This window comes from Paenibacillus cisolokensis, assembly GCF_018403665.1.
In the GTDB taxonomy this organism is placed as follows: Bacteria; Bacillota; Bacilli; order Paenibacillales; family Paenibacillaceae; genus Paenibacillus_AH; species Paenibacillus_AH cisolokensis.
Genome location: NZ_BOVJ01000018.1, coordinates 1 through 21,325 on the forward strand (window position 1 = coordinate 1; position 21,325 = coordinate 21,325).

Sequence of the window (21,325 nt, forward strand, 5' to 3'; positions counted from 1 at the left end):
CGGCTGGCCGTCTCGGTGTCATAAATAAAGGCGTTCACTTCGAAATTGAGCTTGAAGCTGCGAATATCGATATTGGCCGTGCCAACGCTGGCGATTTTGCCGTCCACCACGATCATTTTGGCGTGCAGAAACCCTTGATCGTACAGAAAACAGCGGGCCCCGCTGGAGAGCAAGTCGCCGACGTAGGAACGGGACGCCCAGTACACGAAAAATGGTCCCGCTTGCTCGGAATCATCACTTCCACCTCGACGCCCGACATGGCGGCGGTGCGGAGCGCCGTCAGCAAAGCTTCATCCGGCACGAAATAAGGGGTCTGCAGACAAACCCGCTTCTTCGCCGCATAGATCATCTTGATATAGCTGTCTTTGATCTGCTGCCACTCCGAATCCGGACCGCTGGAAACGATTTGCATGCCGACGGTGCCCCGCTCCTGTTCCGGCGGCGGCGGAAAATACCGGGCTTCGAATGCGATGTTCTGCCCAGACGCCAAATTCCAGTCGGCCAAAAACAGAGTCTGGATCATCTGGACGGCGCTGCCGGTCACCTTCAAATGCGTATCCCGCCATTCGCCAAAACGCTCGTCCATCCCCAAATATTCGTCACCGACGTTGAAGCCGCCGATATATCCCCACTTTCCGTCAATAATCGCCAGCTTGCGGTGGTTTCGGAAGTTGAGTTTGAAATTGAAGAAAGGGATGCGGGAAGGGAAGAAAGCGACCGCTTCTCCTCCCGCTTCCTGAAAGCTGCGGAAAAATTTCCGCTGCAATCGAATGCTGCCGATATCGTCATAGAGAAACCGGACTTTGACCCCTTCCCTCGCTTTGCGCGTAAGCGTCTCGATAAGCTTCCGGCCCAACCGGTCGTCCCGCACAATATAGTACATCAGATGAATATGATCCTTCGCCGCTTCGATATCCGCAAACAATGCGTCAAATTTGCTAATGCCGTCCGTGAAGACTTCAATCCGGTTGTTCTGGGTATACAGCGCCTGATCGCTGGCCATGTTCAAATAGATCATATCGCGGTACTCGGCCATCGCCGGATCGGCGAAGCGGATATCGCCGCTTTGCATGCGGGCCCGCTGATCCTCGATCAGACTGTCCAGCACCTTCTCCGTTTCCATGACCAATTTGCGGTACCGGCGCTTGCTCAGGCTTTGTCCAAGCATCAGATACAGAAGAAACCCGAGAGCCGGAAGGAAAAACAGCACCATCAGCCACGCCCAGGTGGCGCTGGCGTTGCGCCGTTCCAGAAAAATGATCGTGACGGCGAGAAACAGATTGATAACCATAAGAAGCGAGTATAAATTCGGAACTGTGTTCATGGGCTACAACACCTCGATCGGCAACGGGGATAAATCTGCACATTAGTATATCATACGGCTTGCATCATGAGGAAAATAATGCGGAAACACAAAGAAACACCAGGTAACACTTTGTGTCATCCGGTGTTTCTTTGTGTTGTTTTGCCGTTTATCCCCGCATCAAATCCACGATTCGATATCTTCTTCGTCAATCTCCTCTTCTTCCGGCGGAGCCGCCGCCGCGGCCGTCTCGGACAACCCTTGCGCATAGGCGGGAGCTGCCGCGCCGGCTTCGCCGGTAACCGGCCCCGTCAGCGGGAAGTTCCGGTCGGCGGGAATAAACTGCTGCAAATTGCGGACGCCGTTGGCCCTGATCTCGTTCTCGATCAAATAGCGGATCGAGTCCATCAGATTGCTCTGGCAGTTCAGCCATTCCATAATGGCTTCCGCTTCGTTCTTTTTCGTTTTCAGGCTGATATTTTCGCCTGGAAGCTTCTTCTTCTTCATTCGGCTTCACGTTCCTTACCGTGGCGTCATGCGCCTTTCTCGACGGCTTGTCTCGATTTGCTCTTGAGCGCCTCATAAATTTTGCCGCGAACGAAAGCATCCAGCCCTTGCGCGTTCATCGTCACGGCATAGGCTGCCGGTATGTACAGCAGCTTGATCTCCCGCTCGTCGCACAATTCCTTCAGCAGCGGATACAGCACCGGACGCATCAAAATGCTGCCGCCGCCATAAACGCAGATGACATCGACTTCGTTGCGCGCCTTGGTCAGTTGCTTGCGGATGTTTTGAATAATTTGCCGGGCTTGTCCTTCCAGCGGCCGCTGGATCGTCTTCATCGCCGGCGTAATATTTATGCTTCGGATTTTTCAATACGTCGCTGAAAAACTGTCTTGGGCTGTCCGGCAAATGGATGAGCCGGTTGAATTCCGACAGCGCCTCCTCAATCGCGTAGCCGGCTCCGTGATGGCTGCCGTGCACGAACTGCCGGAGAAATTTATTCCCTTCCGTAATCGGGTACTCGGTCGATCCGTCGCCGATATCCGTATGCAGAATGCGCTTGTCCTTGAAGTAACTGCCGTTAAAGTTCTTCCCGAGTTTATACGTTTCCGCAAATTCGCTGAAAATATCGCCTTCCCGCCAATTGCCCTCGGCATCTTTCTGGAGGGCGAAGATGACCGGCGTTGCTTCCGGCACGACTTTCGTAAATTCGAATACGATCTTCACCGTCACCCGCTGCTTGCCCAGATGCACGGTGACATGATGAGGCGCCTCCATGAAACGGCGCTCGAACTTTTGCGCGGCTTCGTCGGTATGCTGCGTGATCGGCAGCGCCGTCACCATATCCACTCCCGCTTCGATCTGCTCGGGGATGCTTTTTCCTCTTCATACGCCCGCTGCACGGCGACGGCCGCAATTTGCGCCAGCGTGTTCACGACCGGCAGCTCCGCATCGCATTTCTGATCGATCCCGACATGGAGATTGTCGATGATTTCGCCGCTTTCCAGCGCGAACTTGCCGACATAATACATGCCCGGCCGCGCAGAAGGAGAATCGATCGTTACGATCAGCTGATCCTGCAAATTTTTGATGAAGCTCTCCGGAGATTGTTCGTCGCTCCAGGGAAGCTGATCGACCCGGCAGTTGACATTGGGCTGCTGGATCAGCTTGCCGTCGATGATCAGATCATGCTCGCTGTTGCCGTTATCGTTTCCGACCAGAAAATGATACTTTTGCATGGAATGGTTCCTCCTTTTCATGTTTCAACCTTCGTTTTGCTTGCTTCGCATTTGCGGCAAACTAAGTAATACCGAGTACGATCAAATATGTCCGGGCAGAACCTTGACGTCCTTCCGGAACGCCAATCAGATGTTTGACCTGGGATCGGGCAGCGCAATAAAACGTTCCTCTATATTAAACTTTCGATTTATATGCCCGATTTCCTTCCCTTGCCGCAACTTTCCACTTCAAGTTCCTCCTCCTTTCCCGGTTTCTATCCCGAAGGTTCGAAACAACCGGACGCTGATCCGCTGCGAAACCGAACCGCTTCCGTTGACTCCGCCTTGCCGCCGGATCGCCCGAACGAGGTGTAAATTATGCAAAAACATTTCTTTATACCGAATGAATCACATTTATATAATCAACTTTCGTTTTCTATAAAACTTCTTTTAAATACTGAATTTCTTCATAATTTAATTGCATATTTCAAACCTATATATATGGATTTCCAAACGGCCAATTATACGGGAGTTTCGCGCTCTTTCGGGATAAAAACCGGATAAAGGTGAAACGGAAACAGGTAGCGGGAGAAGGCCCGTCAATGGTATGATACCAGTACACTTTATGCATTTTTGCTGCAAGAGCAACGAATGGGAGAGATTTCCTCTTGACGATAAAAACAAAGCTGACCTTCTTTATTTCCTCTATAGTTGCCGTTATTCTCGCCTTGAACCTGTCCATCAACTATTTTACTTCCCGCGACAGGCTCCTGGCCGCGTCCGAGCAGCAGATGAAAGTCATTGCCCGGCAAATCGCCGCGACGATCCAAACGTCCGAGCAAGCGCGGCAATTCATAGAGGAAGCGGTCGCCGACAAACTTCGACAGGCGGCCTTGGCGGCCAAATACCGCCTCGATCCCGATATCGCCAACGTAACGAACGAACAGCTTGCGGCGCTTTGCGAAGAATTGGGGACCGACGGCCTGACGCTGTGGCAGCGGAAGGACGACGACATCGTGGCGGTCAAATCGTCCGATCCGAAGGAGATCGGCATGAGCGCCAAATCGTGGGACTACTGGTACGACGCCTTCAACCAGCTGTTCGATTTGCGGCGGGTGTCGGTCGGGCAAGGGTATGCGCTGGAGCATTTCTGGTCCGGGCCGATCAATTTTGCCACATCGGATCCGTCGAACATTATCAAATGGGGAAATTATTACGACGGCACAACGAATTACATGATCAATCCGATGGTCCATGCGGACGTGTTTTTCGATTTTGAGCGGTATGCCGGAACGGAGACGCTGCTCCGGAAATGGATCTACAACAATCCCGACATATTGGAGATTACCGGCTTCGATCCGGAATTTGTCGGCAAAGCCCCGATTCTCAAACTAAAACAGGGGCAAGTCGTACACAATCTCGATGTCCGCGCCGTCTTGTTCGGCCCCTATCAATATGAAGACAAGAAGCGGGATGTCGGAATTATTCACAGCGTATCACGCAGCGGTGAAATGTCTACTTTCCAAACGTCCGCACTCGGCAAGCGAATTTTGAAAAGCTTCGTTCCGATCGACATCCCGGGCAGAAAACCGATCGTCATCGGCATTACGATGGACCGTTCCGCGATGGAACAGACGCTTGCCCGGCAGTTGCTGACCCAGGGCGCCGTATCGCTGGCGTTGCTTCTCGCTTCGGTCGCAGCCATCTATATACTCGTCGGCTTCTTCATCCGCCCGCTCGGCCAGATCGTCGAAAGGGTGAACGAAATCGCCGCGGGCCATTTCGGCTCCCATATTCCCGTCCGCAGCCGGGACGAGCTCGGCTTGCTCGCTTCCCGCATCAACGCCATGTCGGACAATCTGCACGATTATTTGAACCGGTTAACGGATTCCGCGAAAGAATTGCAAGGGACCAAGGAATATCTGGAATCGTTCATCAATCATACGACCGACGCGATTCATGTCGAAGACCCGAACGGCACGGTCGTTCGGGCCAACAAGGCGTTCGAGACTATTTTCGGCTGGAAAGAGCATGAAATTGCCGGCAAGCGAGCGCCGATCATCCCGCCCGAGCAGGCCGAAGAGCATGAACGGCTCATTTGCACGATCCGCAGCGGCGGCACAGTGGCCGATTACGAAACGATTCGTCTGACCCGGGACGGCCGGCCGATCGATGTCAGCGTGACGATATCGCCGATTTGCGACAGTATGGGGCAGATCGTCGGCATCGCCACCATTTCGCGCAATATTACGCAGCGCAAGCAGACCGAGGAGATGCTTCGCCGTTCCGAGAAGCTGACCGCCATCGGTCAGCTCGCAGCAGGCGTCGCGCACGAAATCCGCAACCCGCTGACGACGCTTCGCGGCTTCATCCAATTGCTGCAAACCGATGCCGACCGGAGCTTGAGCAAAGAGCATATCGACATTATGCTGTCCGAGATGGACCGCATCCATTTCATCGTCAGCGAATTTCTCGTATTGGCCAAGCCCCAGGCCGTACGGTTTCAGCAAGTGGATCTGGCCGAAACGTTGCGCGATCTTATCGTGCTGATGCAGGCGCAAGCCATGATGAGCGGCGTTCGTCTGGAATTGAAGTTTGACAAGGATGTTCCGGCCATCGAAGGAGAACCGAATCAATTGAAGCAGGTCTTCCTGAATATCCTGAAAAATGCGATCGAAGCGATGCCCGACGGCGGCCGACTGCTGATCGAGCTCAAAACCGGGCAGGAAGGCGTAGTCGTCCGCTGCACGGACGAAGGCGTCGGCATTCCCGCAGAGGAGCTGCCGCGCCTGGGCGAACCGTTCTATACGAGCAAGCCGAACGGCAACGGTCTCGGCCTGATGGTCAGCCAGCAAATCATCAGCAACCATAAAGGCGTCATTCGGATTGAAAGCGAGCCGGGACAGGGGACATGCGTCGAAATCCGGCTGCCGCTCGCGAATTCCTGATTGAACCGAAACTTTTTGCATCCTTTGCTCGTTACATTTTTGACACGTTCTTTTTCGGGTAGCATAATGAATATACTATGAATCTATCGCCAGTACGCAAGACGATGCGTACATAATTTCGCATTTTCAGAGAAAGCGTTGACGATGGATCGGCCATGGCGCCGCTCCCCGAACGGAAAGGAAGGGTTTCACGTGCAATTGCAGCCGCAGGATCGGCTATGGAGCAAACAACCGTTTTTGTTTTTTACCATTGTGCTTCTGCTCAAAAGCTATCTGGCCTGGATGGTCGTTTTTGACAACGGGCCTTCCTGGACGACCGTCGTGAAAGAGCTGCCGTTCGTCTGGATCGCATTCTGCCTTATCGAATGGTTCGCTTCCAAGCGCAAGCTCTTCTACTATTTGACGGTGAACCTGCTGGTGACGGGAATCCTGTTTGCGGTCATTATGTATTACAAATATTATGGCGTTATCGTCACCTATCATGCGCTGGAGCAGGTAAACCAGGTCACAGCCGTGAAGAACAGCGTCTTTTCGCTGATGGACCCGTACTATTTGTTCATCTTCATGGACATCGTCATTCTCGGCTACTGGCTCTTCCGCACGCGAAAGACGCGGAAGGTTTCGTTTCAAGCGCCGGCGGCCGGCGGTGACAAAAGGCGTTTCGTTATGCCTGCTATTTCGCGGCCTCTCTATTTTTGTGTCTGTTTCACGTGCTCCCGAACCGGGCGAGCATGAACGAGATTACGAAAGCGGAACAGATGGGCATTCTCAATTACGAAGCTTACACGCTGTTCGCAAACGAGAAGCGCGAGCTGATCGACCGGAGCGAAATCAGCCAGCAGCGCATCAACGCTTTGAAAAATGTGAAAGCGCCCGCCAAACCCGCTTATAAAGGGATCGCCTCGGGCCGCAACGTGATCGTCATTCAGATGGAATCGTTCCAGAACTTCCTGATCGGCCTTACGATAGACGGCCAGGAAGTGACGCCGAATATGAACAAGCTGGCGCGGGAGCATTTTTACTTCTCCAATTTCTATCAGCAGGTCGGCCAGGGCAATACGTCCGACGCGGAGTTCGTCGTCAATACATCGTACTATATTCCGCCGCAAGGAGCGGCAACGCAACGATACGCCGGGAAAGAGCTGCCCAGCCTGCCCAAGCTGATGAAAGCGAAAGGGTATTCGACCGCCACATTCCACACCAATGTCGTGGAATTCTGGAATCGCGGCGAGCTGTACGCGGCGCTCGGCTTCGACCGCTATTTCGACCAGCAATATTTCGGCGACGAGGATACGGTATTCTTCGGCGCATCGGACGAGGTGCTGTACCGGAAGACGATGGATCAGCTGCGCGATATGCAGGCGAGCGGAAAACCGTTCTATGCCCACATTATTTCGATGACTGCGCATCACCCGTTTACGACGCCGAAGGAGAAGGACAAGATTACGTTGCCGGAGCGTTACCAGGATACGTTCGTCGGCGATTATATCCGCGCGCAAAGCTATGCCGACTACGCGCTCGGCAAGTTCATCGACGAATTGAAGGAAAGCGGCATATGGCAGAACAGCCTGATCGTCGTGTACGGCGATCATCAGGGGCTTCCGCTCTATTCGCTCGACCGCGACGACGAAGAGCTGATGGCGGAAATCTACGGCAGGGAGTACAGCTACACCGACATGATCAACGTTCCGCTTATTATAGCGGCGCCGGGACTGACGAAGCCCAAAGAGTTCGAACAGCTCGGCGGTCAGGTCGACGTGCTGCCGACGATCGCCAATCTGACCGGCATTTCGCTCAAAAACTATATTCATTTCGGACAGGATCTGCTGAACCATGATTACAACCTGCTGCCGCAACGTTATTATTTGCCGACGGGTTCGTTTATGAGCAGCAAGGCGCTGTTTATGCCGGGAAGCGGGTTTGAAGACGGCAAGGAGTATCCGCTGGCCGTGGAAAGCGAGGAGCGGCCGCTGGCCGGGAACGGAAGCCAGGAGCTCGGCGCTACCGAGGAAGAATACGCCCGGGCATTGAAGCTGCTCGACTTGTCGGACAGCTATGTCAGCCAGCTCCCGGACCGGAATCCGGAAGAGAAGGAATAGCGAGCGCAGAAAGAGGCTGCTACCGCGCGATGCGGTTCGCAGCCTCTTTCCATTCATTGTCGGTTTAAAACGGGAAGTACGCTTCCGCGTTGCGATATGAAATATCGCGGACCATATCGCCCAGCAGCTCGAAGTCGGCCGGCGCTTCGCCGTTCTCGACCCATTCGCCGAGCAGGTTGCACAGAATGCGGCGAAAATATTCGTGACGCGTATAGGACAGGAAGCTGCGGGAATCGGTCAGCATGCCGACGAACCGGCTGAGCAGCCCCATATCGGCAAGCGTTTTCAGCTGCGCAATCATCCCCTCCTTCGTATCGTTGAACCACCAGGCGGAGCCGAACTGCATTTTGCCCGCAATTCCGCCTTCCTGGAAGCTCCCGATCAGCGAAGCGAGGATCGGATTGTCGCCCGGATCGAGCGAATACAGAATCGTCTTGGGCAGCGTACCGCCGCTCGCCAGCGCATCCAGCAATCCCCGCAGCGGACGGGCGATATCGCCGTCCCCGATCGAGTCGAATCCGGTATCGGGGCCGAGCCGGGCAAATGCGGCGCTGTTGTTGTTGCGGTGAGCCTTGATATGGTACTGCATGACCCAGCCCCGCGCATGGTACAGCTTGCCGAGATGGATATAGGTGAACGTTTTGTACTTGCGCTCTTCTTCCGGGGTGACGGCATCTCCCGCTATCGCCTTGGCGAAAACGGCTGCCGCCTCTTCTCTCGTCGTCTCGGCGAACGGCACTTCATCGAGCGCATGGTCCGATACCCGTCCCCCCGCTTCGTGGAAAAACTGCACGCGATCTTCCAACGCCGCCAGAAAATCGTCGTACGTCCGGATGGAGCGCCCGGCCGCCGCCCCCAGCTTGCCGACCCATTCGGCGAAGCCGGTTCGTTCGATCCCGAGGCCTTTGTCGGGACGGAACGACGGCAGCACCTTCACCGGGAAGCTGTCGTCCTCCTTCAGCTTCAGATGGTACTCGAGCGTATCGGTCGGATCGTCCGTCGTACAGACGACGCGGACATTCGATTTCACGATCAGGTCGCGGGCGCCGAACCCGCCGCCGGTCAGCTTGGCGTTCGCCTTCTCCCAGATGACCGGCGCATTGCGCTCGTTGATCAGCTCCTCGATGCCGAAATAGCGGCGCAGCTCCAGATGCGACCAGTGATAGAGCGGATTGCCGAGCGTCCGCGGCACGGTGCGCGCCCAGGCGAGAAATTTGCCGTAATCGTCGCCGTCGCCGGTCACGTAAGCCTCTTCCACGCCGTTCGCCCGCATCGCCCGCCATTTATAGTGATCGCCGTACAGCCATATTTCGGTCAAATTGCGGTACGTTTTGTTCTCGTAAATTTCCTGCGGACTCAGATGGCAATGATAGTCGATGATCGGCATATCTTTCGCATAATCGTGATACAGCTTCTTCGCCGTCTCGTTCGACAGCAGAAAATGTTCGTCCATGAACGGTTTCATTGCGCATTCCCACTTTTCCTTAAAATTTTGAACAAGCCGTTTGCTTTAATCATTTCGTTGCAAACGCTCTTATTCCTTGTTGCTGATGTTGCACAATGGCCGGAAAAGTGTAATATTTTGCGCGTTTCTCGCCTTACATCGCCTTTCTCCTGAAGTAAAGCAGGCCGCCCGCGAAGAAGAGCGCGAAGCCGCCGGCAATGACGATCAGCAGCGTCTCCGGCGGAACAAGGAACGCGCCGAAGCCGTCCTGCGCGCCCGACAGCATGGCCAGCACCGGCTGCCCCCAAGGATACCACGGACCGAATTTCTCCGAGTTGATGACCAAAATATTGGGCAATGTAAAGATGACATTCAATGCCAGCGGAGCGGCGAAGCTGGACCAGGCGGTCGATACGGCGAGCTGAAGCGCGGCGAGCGGCGCGCAGGCGACCCAGCCTCCCAGCAGGCTGCGGCCGAGCATGTCCCATGGAACGGGAGCTTCGATGCCTTTCAGCATGCCGACGCCAAGGAGGCCGCCAAGAAACAGAAGCTGGCAGGCAAGCAGCAAGCCCATGACGAGTCCGAACTTGACGACGTATACCCCGGTTCTGGATACCGGCAGCACGAAAATTTGCTTCCATCCGCCGCCGGCATGCTCGTAACGGCAGATGAAGGCGGCGAATACGCCGGCCAGCAGCGGCAGAAAGAGCAGCCCGTGCAGCAGTGCCATCGTCGCCAGCAGTTGATGCCAGGGGAACGCCTCTTCCTGCACCGATTCGAGAAGCGCCAGCAGCGAGGCGAGCAGCGGGCTGACGAACACGAGCAGCGTAATATGGGATTTGCGCAGCTTCAGCAATTCCGAGCGGAAGATTCGCCACATCCTACTTCACATCCCTTCGCGCGAAATGAACGAGTCCGGCGGCGTACAGCAGGAAGCCGGCCGCAAGTCCCGCGCCCGCGGATACGAGCGGGTCGTTCCATTCGTTGATCAGATAAGGCCACTTCCACGGGAACCAATCGCTCATTCGGACCGAATAGAGCGACAGAATCGTGCCGGCGATGCCGACGGTAAGCGGAACCGCCTGATTGCTGAGCGTGACGGACATCCATATCTGCAGCGCCATGAACGGCATGGCGGCGACGAACGGCAAGTACGACGCGGTCAGCAGTTCGCCGGCGGGAAACGCGTAACCGAAGCCGAGACCGGCGCCGAGCGCCGCCGTGCCGACGGCCAGCAGCGTACAGGAGACGGCAAGCACGACAAGCAGGATGGCGAATTTGGCGGTAAATACGGCAAACCGGGTCACCGGCAGCGCCAGCGTCTGCTTCCAGGCGTTCGTCTGATGCTCCAGCGAAGCCAGCATGGAAGCGACGAGCGCCAGTCCGAGCAGCAGGGCCGGCACAGCCAGGTAGTGGACGTTCCCGATCAGTCCGCCCCACAGATCGTCCTCGTACTGCTTGACCAGATAATCGTAGCGAAGACCGAAATTGGCCGCCTGAAGGCCGACGACGCCGGCCGGGCCGATCACGGCGAGAAACCAGATCGGCTTCTTGCGTATTTTGAGCCATTCCGCCGCCATCACCCGCGCGATCACAAGCTGTCCCCCCCATCCGTCAAAGCAAGGAAGTGCTCTTCCAGCGAACGCTTCTCCTCCTGGATGCGGTAAACCGCAATATCGTGCCGCACGAGCAGCCGGACGATCGCTGCGACTTTCTCATCGGACAGCGATTCGACAAGCAGCCGGCCGTCTGCCGCTTCGGCCCGGATGCCGCTGCCGAGCAGCGCTTTCCACGCTTCTTCCGTACGGTCGACGGTCAGGCTGATCCGGCCGCGCGAGCGATCCCTGAGCGCCTGGATCGAATCCTGAAAAATCATTTTCCCTTTATGAATGATCCCGACGCGGGTCGCCATCTGATCCACCTCCGACAGCAGATGGCTGGAGACGAGGATCGTCATGCCGTGATCTCTGGCCATGCTTTTGATCAGCTCGCGAATCTCCAGAATGCCGGCCGGATCGAGGCCGTTCGTCGGCTCGTCCAGTATGAGCAGTTCCGGCTTGCCGAGCAGCACCGTGGCAATACCGAGCCGCTGCTTCATGCCGAGCGAATACGCTTTGACCGGGCGGCCCGCACCCTTCGTCAGACGGACGACGCCAAGCACTTCGTCGATGCGCGACTTGGGCGCGTCAAGCAGGCGGCGAACCGCCTCCAGATTCTCGTATCCGGTCAGATGGCCGTAGTAGGACGGATACTCGACGAGCGAGCCGACTTTGCGCAGAACGGCAGTCCGGTTGCGCTGCAGATCCTGGCCGAACAGTCGGACCTTGCCCCTCGTCGGCCGGATCAGGCCGAGCAGCATCCGGATCGTCGTCGTCTTGCCGGCGCCGTTCGGGCCGAGAAAGCCATATACTTCCCCTTTGCCGATCGTCAGGTTCAATCCGTCTACAAGCGTCTTGCCGCCGACCGTCTTCGTCAGTCGGTCGGTTTCGATAATCCATGCACTCACGTCAATTCACCTCGCCTTCTATCGTAAAGGCGCCAGGTTAATTTTCGTGAGGATGCAAGTTTAAATTTGAATTAAACCGCGGATGCGGATGACCGTTCCGCCGCTGCCGCTGATGATGTCCCAGTCGAGCTTCATCTCCTTGAGCATCAGGGCGACGATCGTCAGGCCGATGCCGGCGCCCTTGTCTCCGGAAACGCCGTTCATGCCGGGACCGCGGTCTTCCAGCTCGATGACGCCCGCTCCGTCTTGTCGGAAGGCCCGAACGGCGAGGTAGTTTCCGGTCTTCGCATGGCGAAGCACATTTTGCAGCAAATTGTCCATCACCCGCTCGAACCACGCCGGGTCAACCTCCCACGCGAAGCCGCGTTCCGGCAATTCCAGCTCGATCTCGAAGCCTTCGTTCTCGAACGCCGGATACCAGTTCGCACATACCGTGCGCAGCAGCCGGACCATATCGGTCCGTTCCGGACGATACGGGTATTTGCCTGCCGCAAGCAGCGTATACGACATCAAATTGTCGATCAGCTGGCCGAGATAGCCGACTTTCCGGTCGATCAGCGCCAGCGATTGACGGCCTTTCTCGCTTAGCGGTTCCTCTTGCAAGCTGTAGACATGCCCGCGAATCGCGGTCAGCGGCGTGCGCAAATCGTGGGACAGGTTCGCGATCAGCGAACGCCTAAGCCGCTCTTCCTCCCGCTCCCGCCGGCGGCCGGCTTCCAGCTCGCCGATCATCGTGTTGAACGCTTGCTCCAATTTGCCGATTTCGTCGGGCTTGTGCACGACGGTCGGACTCGGAATGCCGTGCGGCGACGGCTTGGTCATCGCCTGCTGCAGACGGAGAAGTCGCCTTCGGATCCGGTAGAAGAAAATCCACGACACGAATAAAAACAGTACGATGACAGACAGCGTCGTCATGATTAATACCGTATCGCGCTTCTCCCATATTTGCTGGCCGCGGGTCGTCATCTCGGAACGCGGCAGCTCGAACACCATGAAGCCCGCCTCTTCCTTGCCGCCGATAAACGCGACGACGGTGAACGGGTCGCCGTCATACCGTTCTTTCATGAACCGCACCGTAAAGGCAGGGGTCCACCGTTCCGGCACGTCCAGCGTATCCGGCAGACGGAGGCGCGTCCTGCCTTGTCCGTCCACCCAGTACATGGAAGCCTCCTCGTACTTTTCTTTTAACCGGATCAGCCGGGCGTCGATTTCCTCCGCCGATGCCCCGTCCAGCTGCCGCGCTTCGTTGTGCCACATTTTCTCCATTTCGGCGCCGAATTGATAGATCTCCTCACCACCCAAATCTTCGGGCGGCATGAGCAGGTAGACGACGGTAATGGACAGCGGAAACATGACCGGCACCAGCACGATCGCAAGCAGGATGATGAGCAAATATTGGTTCAGCAGCGAATGCTTCAGCTTCAGGCGTCCGAACAGGGAACGAAACCGGCCGCTCATGCCTTCACCCGGTAACCGATGCCGCGAATCGTCTCGATAATGGCCGGAGCGCCCGGATCTTCCTCGATCTTCTCCCGGAGATGCCGGATGTGCACATGGAGCGTCTTGTCCCCTTCGAAATACGGTTCGCCCCAAACCGCCTCGTAGATCTGCTCCTTGGTCAGAATGCGGTTCGGATGCTTGGCCAAATACATAAAGATTTGCAGCTGTTTGCCGGTTAGCACAATCTCTTCGCCGGTGCGCCGGTCGACCACGAGGTGGCCGTCCGGATCGACATCCAGATGGCCGAGACGCAACCTGCGTGATTCCGCCTTCCCGCCATAACGGCGGAGCAGCACTTCGATGCGGGCCGCCAGCTCGTCCGGATGGAACGGCTTGGTCAGATAGTCGTCGGCGAATTGCAGTCCCTGAAGCTTGTCGTCGACCGCTGTCCGGGCCGACAGCAGCAGTATCGGCGTTTGCGGCGACGCCTTCTTCAGCCGCTGGCCGACAGTGAAGCCGTCCAGTCCGGGCAGCATGACGTCCAGGATGACGATATCGGCGTCTGCGACGCGCTCCACTGCTCCGTCGCCCGATGTAAGCCAGTCGACTTCATAGCCGCGCCTCTTCAAATCCTGCTCCACCCAGCTGCCGATTTCCCGGTCGTCCTCGATATAGAGTATGCGTGCCAACGCGCTCTCCTCCGTTCCTCTTGTTTCAGCGTTATTTTTTTAATTATAGAACGATTGCGGGGCGGTCACCAACAGCATGGTCAAAAAGCGGCCGGCCCGGGGGAAGACGGATGCGGCTGAGCCCCGAACGCAGTGAAGGAAACGGCGGCGCATATGGAGAATCAGGTTAACGGGTGATGCAGATGCATATTTTATGGATTGAAGATGAAACGAAGCTGCTCCATGAATGCAAGGCCTATTTGGAAGCGGCGGAAGGATACAAGGTGACAGGCGCCGCCTCCTACGCGGAGGCGCTTCCCGTACTGGCCGGGGATAAGCCGGACTTGCTGATCGTCGATTGGATGCTGCCCGGCGGCACGACAGGACTGGATATTTGCAAGCGCAATGCCCGGGAGTGGCAGCTGCCTGTCATTATGGTAACCGCCAAAGGCGATGAATTCGATAAAGTGCTGGCGCTGGAAATCGGCGCCGACGATTATTTGACGAAGCCGTTCGGCTTGCGGGAACTGTCGGCGCGCATCAAGGCTGTCATGAGACGCGCTGGAGCCGGAGGAGTCCGTGAGGAGCGCTCAGGCGAAGCGCCGATTCGCCGCGGGCCGCTTGTCATCGACGGCTTGCGGATGGAAGTGAAGCTGGACGGCCGGCCCGTCGACCTGACGCGGACCGAATTTCAGCTGCTTGCCAAGCTGGCGGCGCAGCCGGCCGGGCTTTTACCCGCCTGCAGCTGATGGACGAAGCGCTCGGCGACTCGTTTACCGGCTATGAGCGTACGCTCGATTCCCACATCCGCAATATCCGCCGGAAGCTGGGAGACGATCCCGCCGAACCGCGGTTCATTCTGACGGTCTACGGCATCGGATACAAGTTCGCGGAAGGAGTGTGATCCGAGATGACAAAGCGGTCTGCGCGGCCGTTCTCCGGTACCGGCCGCGATTGGCTGGCTGGCGTCTTCGCAGCGGCTTGCGCGGCGGCGGCTTTCCTCGGCGCCGCACTGCTGTATGCGAACGGACAACAGCAGAAAGAGAATGAACGGCTTGCGCTGTTCTGGAACCGCTATGCCTCGATGTACTACGAGATGAACGGCGGCTGGAGCGGTCTGGCGGAGCGGCTTGCGGCGGATTGGAACCGCTATGGCGGAGACGGCGAAGCCGTAGCGGTATGGGCGGCGGGGGCCGCGGAGCCGGTAGCGGCAGCCGGCGATCGGCGGACGGCGGCGCGGAGCGGCGGCAAGCCGGTGCTGGCCGACGGGCGCATCGTCGGCCATACTCGGGCCGCTGCCCACACCGGGCGGCTGCTTGACGGAAGCGAGCCTGCCCTTGCCCTTGTCGTGGCCGGGCTAACGTTCAGCGGCTGGCTCGCCGCCGATAACCGGCGGCGCCGGCGGCTGCAGCGGCCGCTCGACCGGCTGGCCGGCCGCGTGATGCGGCTTGCGGAGACCCGCTATGATGTCGGGAGCGAGGCGGCCTTGCGCCCGCGGCCGCGCAGCAGTTCGGCGCACGGCGAGGGGGCGTACGGTGGGGCGCACGGGGAAGGAGCGGCGGGCGCACCCGGGCGCTGGCCGTCTGCGGCGCATTCGGCCATTCGTCGCGACGTGAGCCAGGTGGCCGAGGCGGAAGCGGCACTCGATCGGCTTGAAGAGCGGCTTCGCCGGCTGGAGACGGTGCGGCGCACGATGGTCGCAGACATCGCCCATGAGCTGCGGACGCCGATCGCCGTCATGCGGGCGCAGCTCGACCATGCGCTGCAAAGCGGCGATTCGCTCCCGCCGGCCAAAATCGCAACGCTCCACGATGAAGCGTACCGAATGTCGAAGCTGGTCCGCGATCTCCAGGAGCTCGCCCTGGCCGACTCCGGCCGCCTGCCGCTCGAGATGGACTGGTTCTCCCTGTCGGATATGCTCGCTTCTATCGTCGAGACGCTCGGGGCGGCGGCGGAGACCGACGGTGTGGCGGTACGGCTGGACTGCCCCGGCCCGGTACAAATATACGCCGACCGCATTCGCATCCAGCAAGTGTTCGTCAACTTGCTGGGCAATGCCATCCGCCACGGCCGCACCGAAGTGGCCGTAACCGCCGGCATTCGCGACGGAGAGATCGAAGTCGCGATTGCGGATGACGGCATCGGAATCGAGGAAGAAGAACTGCCTCGTCTGTTCGACCGCTTCTATCGCGGAGGCGCGTCCGTGGCGGCATCCGGCGGTGCGGGCGATATGCCGTCGGGCGATGCGTTCGGCGGCGGAGCCGCGGGACCCGACAGCCGCAAGGCCGGCGGTCTCGGCCTCGGACTGGCCATCGCCAAAGAATATGTGACCGCCCACGGCGGCACGATCGCGGTATCCAGCCGCTGGGGCGAAGGTACCGTCTTTACCGTGCGTCTCCCCGTCATGACCCCGGTCTGATGCCGGCCGACATGCCGGCGCGAAGCAGGCCGAAACGGCAGGCTGCGCCGCAGCTCCCTTCTCCCGATCTGCACAACTTCTGCACAATCGCTCGACAAGGAGTGCATATCTTTTTGCTATCCTGTTGCCTGACAATAAGATAGCGGCGTTGCGGATCGCCGTCTTCGGCGGCGGCCCCGTTGCGCGCAAGATGAAAGAGGTGGCAAAAGATGATCGTGGCACGCGATCTGAGCAAAACGTACGGCAAAGGCGACGCCGCAACGAGAGCGTTGCGGGAAGTCAATCTCGAAATCGAACAAGGAGAAATGGCGGCCATTATGGGGCCGTCCGGCTGCGGAAAAACGACGCTGCTTCAGCTGCTCGCCGGTATCGAACGAATGAGCGAAGGGGAGGTTTGGCTGGACCGGATTCCGCTGCACACACTTGACGACCGGTCGCTCTCCAGTCTTCGTCTCCAAAAGATGGGCTTCATTTTCCAATCCTACCACCTGATTCCGGTGCTGACCGCAGCTGAAAATACCGCCATTCCGCTTATCGCCGGAGGCATGCCCGCCAAGGATGCCCGGCGGCGAGCGCTGGCCGCGCTCAAGGAGGTCGGCCTTGGAGGGATGGAAGACCGTTATCCGGGCGAGATGTCCGGCGGGCAAAACCAGCGCGTCGCCATCGCCCGGGCCATTGCTGCGGAGCCGGCCGTATTATGGGCGGACGAGCCGACCGGAGCGCTTGACACCGACACGAGCGGGCAAATTATCGGCCTGCTGGAAATGCTTAACCGCCACCGCGGCACAACCGTCGTCATCGTCACGCACGACCCGAAAATCGCGGAGCGCTGCTCCCGCATCATCCGGATGCAGAACGGGCGGATTTTGCATGACGGGAGGAACGTCTCATGATCCGCTCCCCGCTCGTCTGGAAGATGGCCTGGCTCAATCTGCGCAGCCGGCCGCGCCAATCGCTCCTGTCGATACTCGGAGGCGCGATCGGGGCCGCATTGATCGCGATGTCGACCGTGCTGTATCTGTCGGTCGAACGGAGCGGACAGGCATGGATCGACGCTCATTACGGACCGATCGACTGGGAACTGCGGCCGGTCGATCCGCGTTCGGAGACGTTTGATGCCGGAACGGCCGCGAAACTGATCGATACTTTGCGACACCGGCCGGAGCTGCGTATCCTGCCGACCATTCAGCAGGAAGGCGCCGTGTACTCGCTTGACGGCACAGGAGCCGAAACGACCGGAGCGAAGACGGGTATTCTCGTCATCGGCTTCCCCTTTGATATGGCGAAGACGTTCAATCCGGAAAACGAATCGTTGTGGGCGAACGGGCTTCAGGACGACGAGCTGGTACTCGACCGCTACACCGCGGGCGAATTGGGCGTCGCCGAAGGAGATGTCGTCTCCCTCGCCACGGCCGGCGGGCAACCTCAGAAACTGCTGCGCGTGCAGCATATCGCGGAAGAGCAGGGACTTGCCGGATATCGGGGGTCCGGCGCCTATACCGGCACGGCGATCGTGAACGAACGGACCGCTCGCGAGTTGACCGGGCTTGAAGACGGCGCCTACCATGCGGTATTGGCCGGACGCGCCGACAAGTCGGCTTCCCTCATTTTCCCTTATATCGGGAACGATCCGGTCTACAACGTCGAACATCTGAAGCAGCAGGCCGAAGCGAAAGCCGGACAGGCGAACTATGTGCTCTGGTTTGTCGCTCTGAGTTGTATAGCCGTCCTGTCCGGCGCCGTGCTCATGCAGCAGATGATGCGGATGCTGGCGGACAACCGTCGGGAGACGTACGGCATCCTGCGCGCCATCGGTCTGTCGCGGCGGCAGGTCGGCGGCATCTTCCTGGCGGAAGCTTCCTTGCTGGCGCTGCTCGGCGCGCTGGCCGGTACAGCGGCCGGCACCGTCTTTGGCGCTGCCGCTGTCGACTGGCTGTTCGTCAGACATGCCGACATCGTCGCGCGCATATCGGGCGGCAACATTCCGGTTTATCCTTATTTATCGTTCGGTTACCAAACCGCTGCCGCCGCCGTTTCCTTTCTGTTTTTGCTGCTCATTTCCATCGATGCGGCGCGGAAAGCGGGCAAAATTCCGATTATGGAGACGATCCGGGGCATGCCGCCGGGTGCGGAATCCATATCTTCGGCAGCGCGGTTGCGAATGAAAGACCTGCTTATGGCGATAGCGGCGGCGTTGTTCATCGGCATCCATCTGTATTTGCTTTTCCTCGATACGCCCGAGCTTGACCTCGGCAGCGTCGCACCTGTTTCGCTCTCGTGGCTGGGAGCTTGTCTCGGCACGCTCTATCTGCTGCTGCTTGCCGTTTCGCGGCTCGACCGCCTGCTCGGCTTTGGCTTCCGGATGATGGGATGGTCGGATAGCGCCATACTGCTCGCCTCTCGATATCCCCGCTTGCGGAAAGGACGGACGTTCGCCGTCGCACTGCTGTTCGGCCTGTTGATGCTCACCGTGACGTTTGCCGTCACCCTGGCCAGCTACTTCCTCGCCTTTCGTGAAGCGAATCGAACCGATCAGACGGTGCTCGGTTTCGGCGGGTATGTCGGTTACTGGACGGAAGCGGAGCGCGACCGCATACTGGCCGCAATCGAGAAGGACGCAGAGCTGGACCGGGTGATCGAAGGCTATGCCGTCAGCGAACCGTATATGCTGCTGCTCTCCGAGAAAGGCACGGCACAAGCGATTGTGCCGGTCACGGAATCATTCATCGGATTGAGCAGCCTGCCACTAATCGAGAGAGACCCCCGCTACAAGTCGGACCGGGAAGCCTGGGAAGCGGTGATGCGCGACCCGAAGCAGGTGATTTTACCGGAATATATGATCAATCGGAATGCGGAAGAAGGTCCTTTCGGCCGTCCCGATGAGGAGATCAAGGTTGGCCGGCCTATCAAGCTGCCGGTATATAAAAGCAGGCTGCGCGGAGTCAACGAGCAATGGGAGCCTGATACCGAACGGGAATTTATCGTGGCAGGCATCGCCGGGATAGACACAAAGAACGAACCGACCTACAGCTTCTACAGGGCAACCTTCGTGCATCCGTCCGTCCACGAAGAGTTGAGAACGTTCGGCCACAAATGGCCGGACCAGCAAAATCTCGGCTTCGTGCTGCTGCACTATCCGTATGAGGACATCGGAAATTCCTATAAACTCGAAGAACGGTTCGCCATTCACGGTGTCACGTCCTTCCGCTCGCCTTATGCGGTAGACGCAGCCGAGCAATTTATGTACCGTCAGATGATCAACGCCTTTGTCGGCTTCATGCTGCTGTCCGGTATCATCGGCTTGTGCGGGCTGGCCGTCATTCAATTCCGGGCGGTTCGGGAGCGCGGCCGCCAAATCGCGATGCTCCGCTGCATCGGCGTGCCGAACCGGCAGATCGGCCAGATGTTTCTGCTGGAAGGAACGATTGTCAGCTGGACCGGTCTGCTGGCCGGGTTCGCCTGCGGCCTGTCCGGCGCGTGGCTGTATGCCGCAGGCGCCATAGTCGGCACCGCTTCGAGCTACCAGCTTGTACCTTTTACTTACCCGTTCGACATTCTTTTGACCGTCCTGGCTTGTCTGCTGCTCATCGCGATGGCGCTTAACATCGGCCCTGCCCGCGCCGCGCTTCGGCTGTCTCCCGGTGAAGCGGTGCGTACCGCATCCGAGTAAATCGGCGGCAGGGCTGCGTAAAAATGCCTTAAAAAACGAACGAGAACGAAGGTCTTATAAGGACTGCAGTCGCAGAAGGGAACTGCGGATGAGCGGTTATAGATCGCCGGTTGGATTTTTATAGGTATGACCGATTTCGACATGGTGCAGGTTACTTCGACAATACCGATGTGTTACATTATCGTTGCTTTTGAAAAAGGAAATATTAGGAGGGCAATCCATTATGAAACATCGGAATGAGCCGAAGTCCAGAAAGTTGCGTACGCTGCTTATCGCCATGTCGCTTATGTTGATGATCCCTTATTCTGCGGCATTTGCCGAAGGGGATGCGGCCGGGAAAGCTGCCGAAGATCAGAAGCCAAACGTTGCAGCCGGCGTCACCGTCATTCGCGCCAACGGAGACGTCGTCACCCCGCTGGGCGCAGGGGAATGGGATTATCTCGGCAAACGGACGACATCTTCCAGCGAAAATCCGTCCAATTACGTCCATTCCGGCGGAGGAGATTTCAAGTATAAAGTCGCATCCGGACCCAGCGGCGGCGCCTGGTATCAATTGCGCGAATACGATCCGGACAACGCGGACGACATTATTACGGATCCTTACGGTTACAGCTTTTTCTACTTGTATCCCGGAGACACCCTGATTTACAGGGGAATCAGCGGCGCCGTCGACGGCACGAATAAAAAAGCGGAGTTTTATGTTTATGAAACCTTCAGCGGCTCCGCAACCGTTCAATATTGGGATTGAAGAAGATGCCGGTTCGCGCGATGCAAGAAAAAACTGCCGGGAATAACTCCCGGCAGCTCTTTTATGGCCCGCAGGCCGTCGCAGCGCTGCGCATGCCGCCCCGGTCTTCGCGGGCGTCAGCGCACCGCTCCTCGGCTTTTTACGTTCGCGCCAATCCCGCTGTGAACTGCCGCCAGTCCCGAAATTGCTTGCTTTACTCCGGCTCCGCGGCGACTGGCATCCGTAAGATAGAACCCGAATGAAAGAGAAAAGCTGCAAAAGTGCAGTATTTTCGGGGGTAAAAGAACCAAAACGCGAGAATTCCTGCGATAATGCAGTTTTTTGATCCGTTCAAGCCAGGTAAGCGAAAATCGCCAAAA

The 21,325-nt window shown here is 58.0% G+C and carries 17 protein-coding genes and 2 pseudogenes; 8 read left to right on the plus strand and 11 right to left on the minus strand.

Features of this window, described 5'->3' with window-relative positions; genetic code table 11:
* The 4 genes and pseudogenes from cls to PACILC2_RS26250 all read right to left on the minus strand — a co-directional run.
* Positions 1-1,324, minus strand: a pseudogene (gene cls, locus PACILC2_RS02705) (cardiolipin synthase); the annotation flags it as partial.
* A 159-nt stretch (positions 1,325-1,483) separates the two neighbouring features.
* The gene (locus PACILC2_RS02710; RefSeq protein WP_213527300.1) at positions 1,484-1,810 is read right to left on the minus strand and encodes a hypothetical protein; all 327 of its coding nucleotides are present in this window, start codon (positions 1,808-1,810) and stop codon (positions 1,484-1,486) included.
* 26 nt (positions 1,811-1,836) lie between these two features.
* The gene (locus PACILC2_RS26245) at positions 1,837-2,145 is read right to left on the minus strand and encodes an acetate and sugar kinases/Hsc70/actin family protein (RefSeq protein WP_244863183.1); all 309 of its coding nucleotides are present in this window, start codon (positions 2,143-2,145) and stop codon (positions 1,837-1,839) included.
* A 498-nt stretch (positions 2,146-2,643) separates the two neighbouring features.
* Positions 2,644-3,045 carry an acetate and sugar kinases/Hsc70/actin family protein gene (locus tag PACILC2_RS26250; RefSeq protein ID WP_244863184.1) on the minus strand — a complete coding sequence of 134 codons (402 nt, stop codon included), beginning with the start codon at positions 3,043-3,045 and terminating at the stop codon, positions 2,644-2,646.
* Between the two features lie 647 nt (positions 3,046-3,692).
* On the opposite strand from PACILC2_RS26250, the gene PACILC2_RS02720 reads away from it, so the two are divergent.
* Together PACILC2_RS02720 and PACILC2_RS02725 are read left to right on the plus strand one after the other, a co-directional pair.
* On the plus strand, positions 3,693-5,972 hold the full coding sequence (locus tag PACILC2_RS02720; protein WP_244863185.1) for an ATP-binding protein: 2,280 nt from the start codon (positions 3,693-3,695) through the stop codon (positions 5,970-5,972).
* 144 nt (positions 5,973-6,116) lie between these two features.
* Positions 6,117-8,071: pseudogene (locus tag PACILC2_RS02725) on the plus strand (LTA synthase family protein).
* Between the two features lie 64 nt (positions 8,072-8,135).
* Here the strand turns inward: PACILC2_RS02725 and uxaC are convergent.
* The 6 genes from uxaC to PACILC2_RS02755 form a co-directional block, all read right to left on the minus strand.
* Complete coding sequence (gene uxaC / locus PACILC2_RS02730) at positions 8,136-9,536, minus strand: glucuronate isomerase (RefSeq protein ID WP_213527302.1); 1,401 nt, start codon at positions 9,534-9,536, stop codon at positions 8,136-8,138.
* Between the two features lie 133 nt (positions 9,537-9,669).
* Positions 9,670-10,395 (minus strand): ABC transporter permease, encoded by a 726-nt coding sequence (locus tag PACILC2_RS02735; protein WP_213527304.1) that lies wholly within the window; start codon positions 10,393-10,395, stop codon positions 9,670-9,672.
* 1 nt (position 10,396) lies between these two features.
* A complete protein-coding gene (locus tag PACILC2_RS02740) occupies positions 10,397-11,110 on the minus strand; it encodes an ABC transporter permease (RefSeq protein ID WP_213527306.1) in 714 nt (237 codons plus the stop codon).
* Complete coding sequence (locus PACILC2_RS02745) at positions 11,107-12,021, minus strand: ABC transporter ATP-binding protein (protein WP_213527308.1); 915 nt, start codon at positions 12,019-12,021, stop codon at positions 11,107-11,109. The genes PACILC2_RS02740 and PACILC2_RS02745 overlap by 4 nt, the downstream gene beginning before the upstream one ends.
* A 60-nt stretch (positions 12,022-12,081) precedes the next feature.
* Positions 12,082-13,479 (minus strand): sensor histidine kinase, encoded by a 1,398-nt coding sequence (locus tag PACILC2_RS02750; protein ID WP_244863186.1) that lies wholly within the window; start codon positions 13,477-13,479, stop codon positions 12,082-12,084.
* Positions 13,476-14,150 (minus strand): response regulator transcription factor, encoded by a 675-nt coding sequence (locus tag PACILC2_RS02755; RefSeq protein ID WP_062489965.1) that lies wholly within the window; start codon positions 14,148-14,150, stop codon positions 13,476-13,478. Before PACILC2_RS02755 ends, PACILC2_RS02750 begins: the two co-directional genes overlap by 4 nt.
* Before the next feature lie 176 nt (positions 14,151-14,326).
* On the opposite strand from PACILC2_RS02755, the gene PACILC2_RS02760 reads away from it, so the two are divergent.
* From PACILC2_RS02760 to PACILC2_RS02785, 6 genes are all read left to right on the plus strand, one after another.
* Positions 14,327-14,878, plus strand: a complete 552-nt coding sequence (locus tag PACILC2_RS02760) for a response regulator transcription factor (protein WP_244863187.1) — start codon at positions 14,327-14,329, stop codon at positions 14,876-14,878.
* Positions 14,878-15,033 (plus strand): winged helix-turn-helix domain-containing protein, encoded by a 156-nt coding sequence (locus PACILC2_RS02765; RefSeq protein ID WP_213527312.1) that lies wholly within the window; start codon positions 14,878-14,880, stop codon positions 15,031-15,033. The genes PACILC2_RS02760 and PACILC2_RS02765 overlap by 1 nt, the downstream gene beginning before the upstream one ends.
* A gap of 6 nt (positions 15,034-15,039) precedes the next feature.
* On the plus strand, positions 15,040-16,548 hold the full coding sequence (locus PACILC2_RS02770) for a sensor histidine kinase (protein ID WP_213527314.1): 1,509 nt from the start codon (positions 15,040-15,042) through the stop codon (positions 16,546-16,548).
* A 209-nt stretch (positions 16,549-16,757) separates the two neighbouring features.
* Positions 16,758-17,441 carry an ABC transporter ATP-binding protein gene (locus tag PACILC2_RS02775; RefSeq protein WP_213527316.1) on the plus strand — a complete coding sequence of 228 codons (684 nt, stop codon included), beginning with the start codon at positions 16,758-16,760 and terminating at the stop codon, positions 17,439-17,441.
* On the plus strand, positions 17,438-20,218 hold the full coding sequence (locus PACILC2_RS02780) for an ABC transporter permease (protein WP_213527318.1): 2,781 nt from the start codon (positions 17,438-17,440) through the stop codon (positions 20,216-20,218). Before PACILC2_RS02775 ends, PACILC2_RS02780 begins: the two co-directional genes overlap by 4 nt.
* Positions 20,219-20,441: 223 nt before the next feature.
* A complete protein-coding gene (locus PACILC2_RS02785; protein WP_062489955.1) occupies positions 20,442-20,966 on the plus strand; it encodes a YndA family protein in 525 nt (174 codons plus the stop codon).
* Positions 20,967-21,082: 116 nt separating this feature from the next.
* Here PACILC2_RS02785 and PACILC2_RS02790 read toward each other — a convergent pair.
* Positions 21,083-21,325, minus strand: a 243-nt coding sequence (locus PACILC2_RS02790; RefSeq protein ID WP_213527320.1) for a hypothetical protein, incomplete at its 5' end; no start/stop codon positions are given.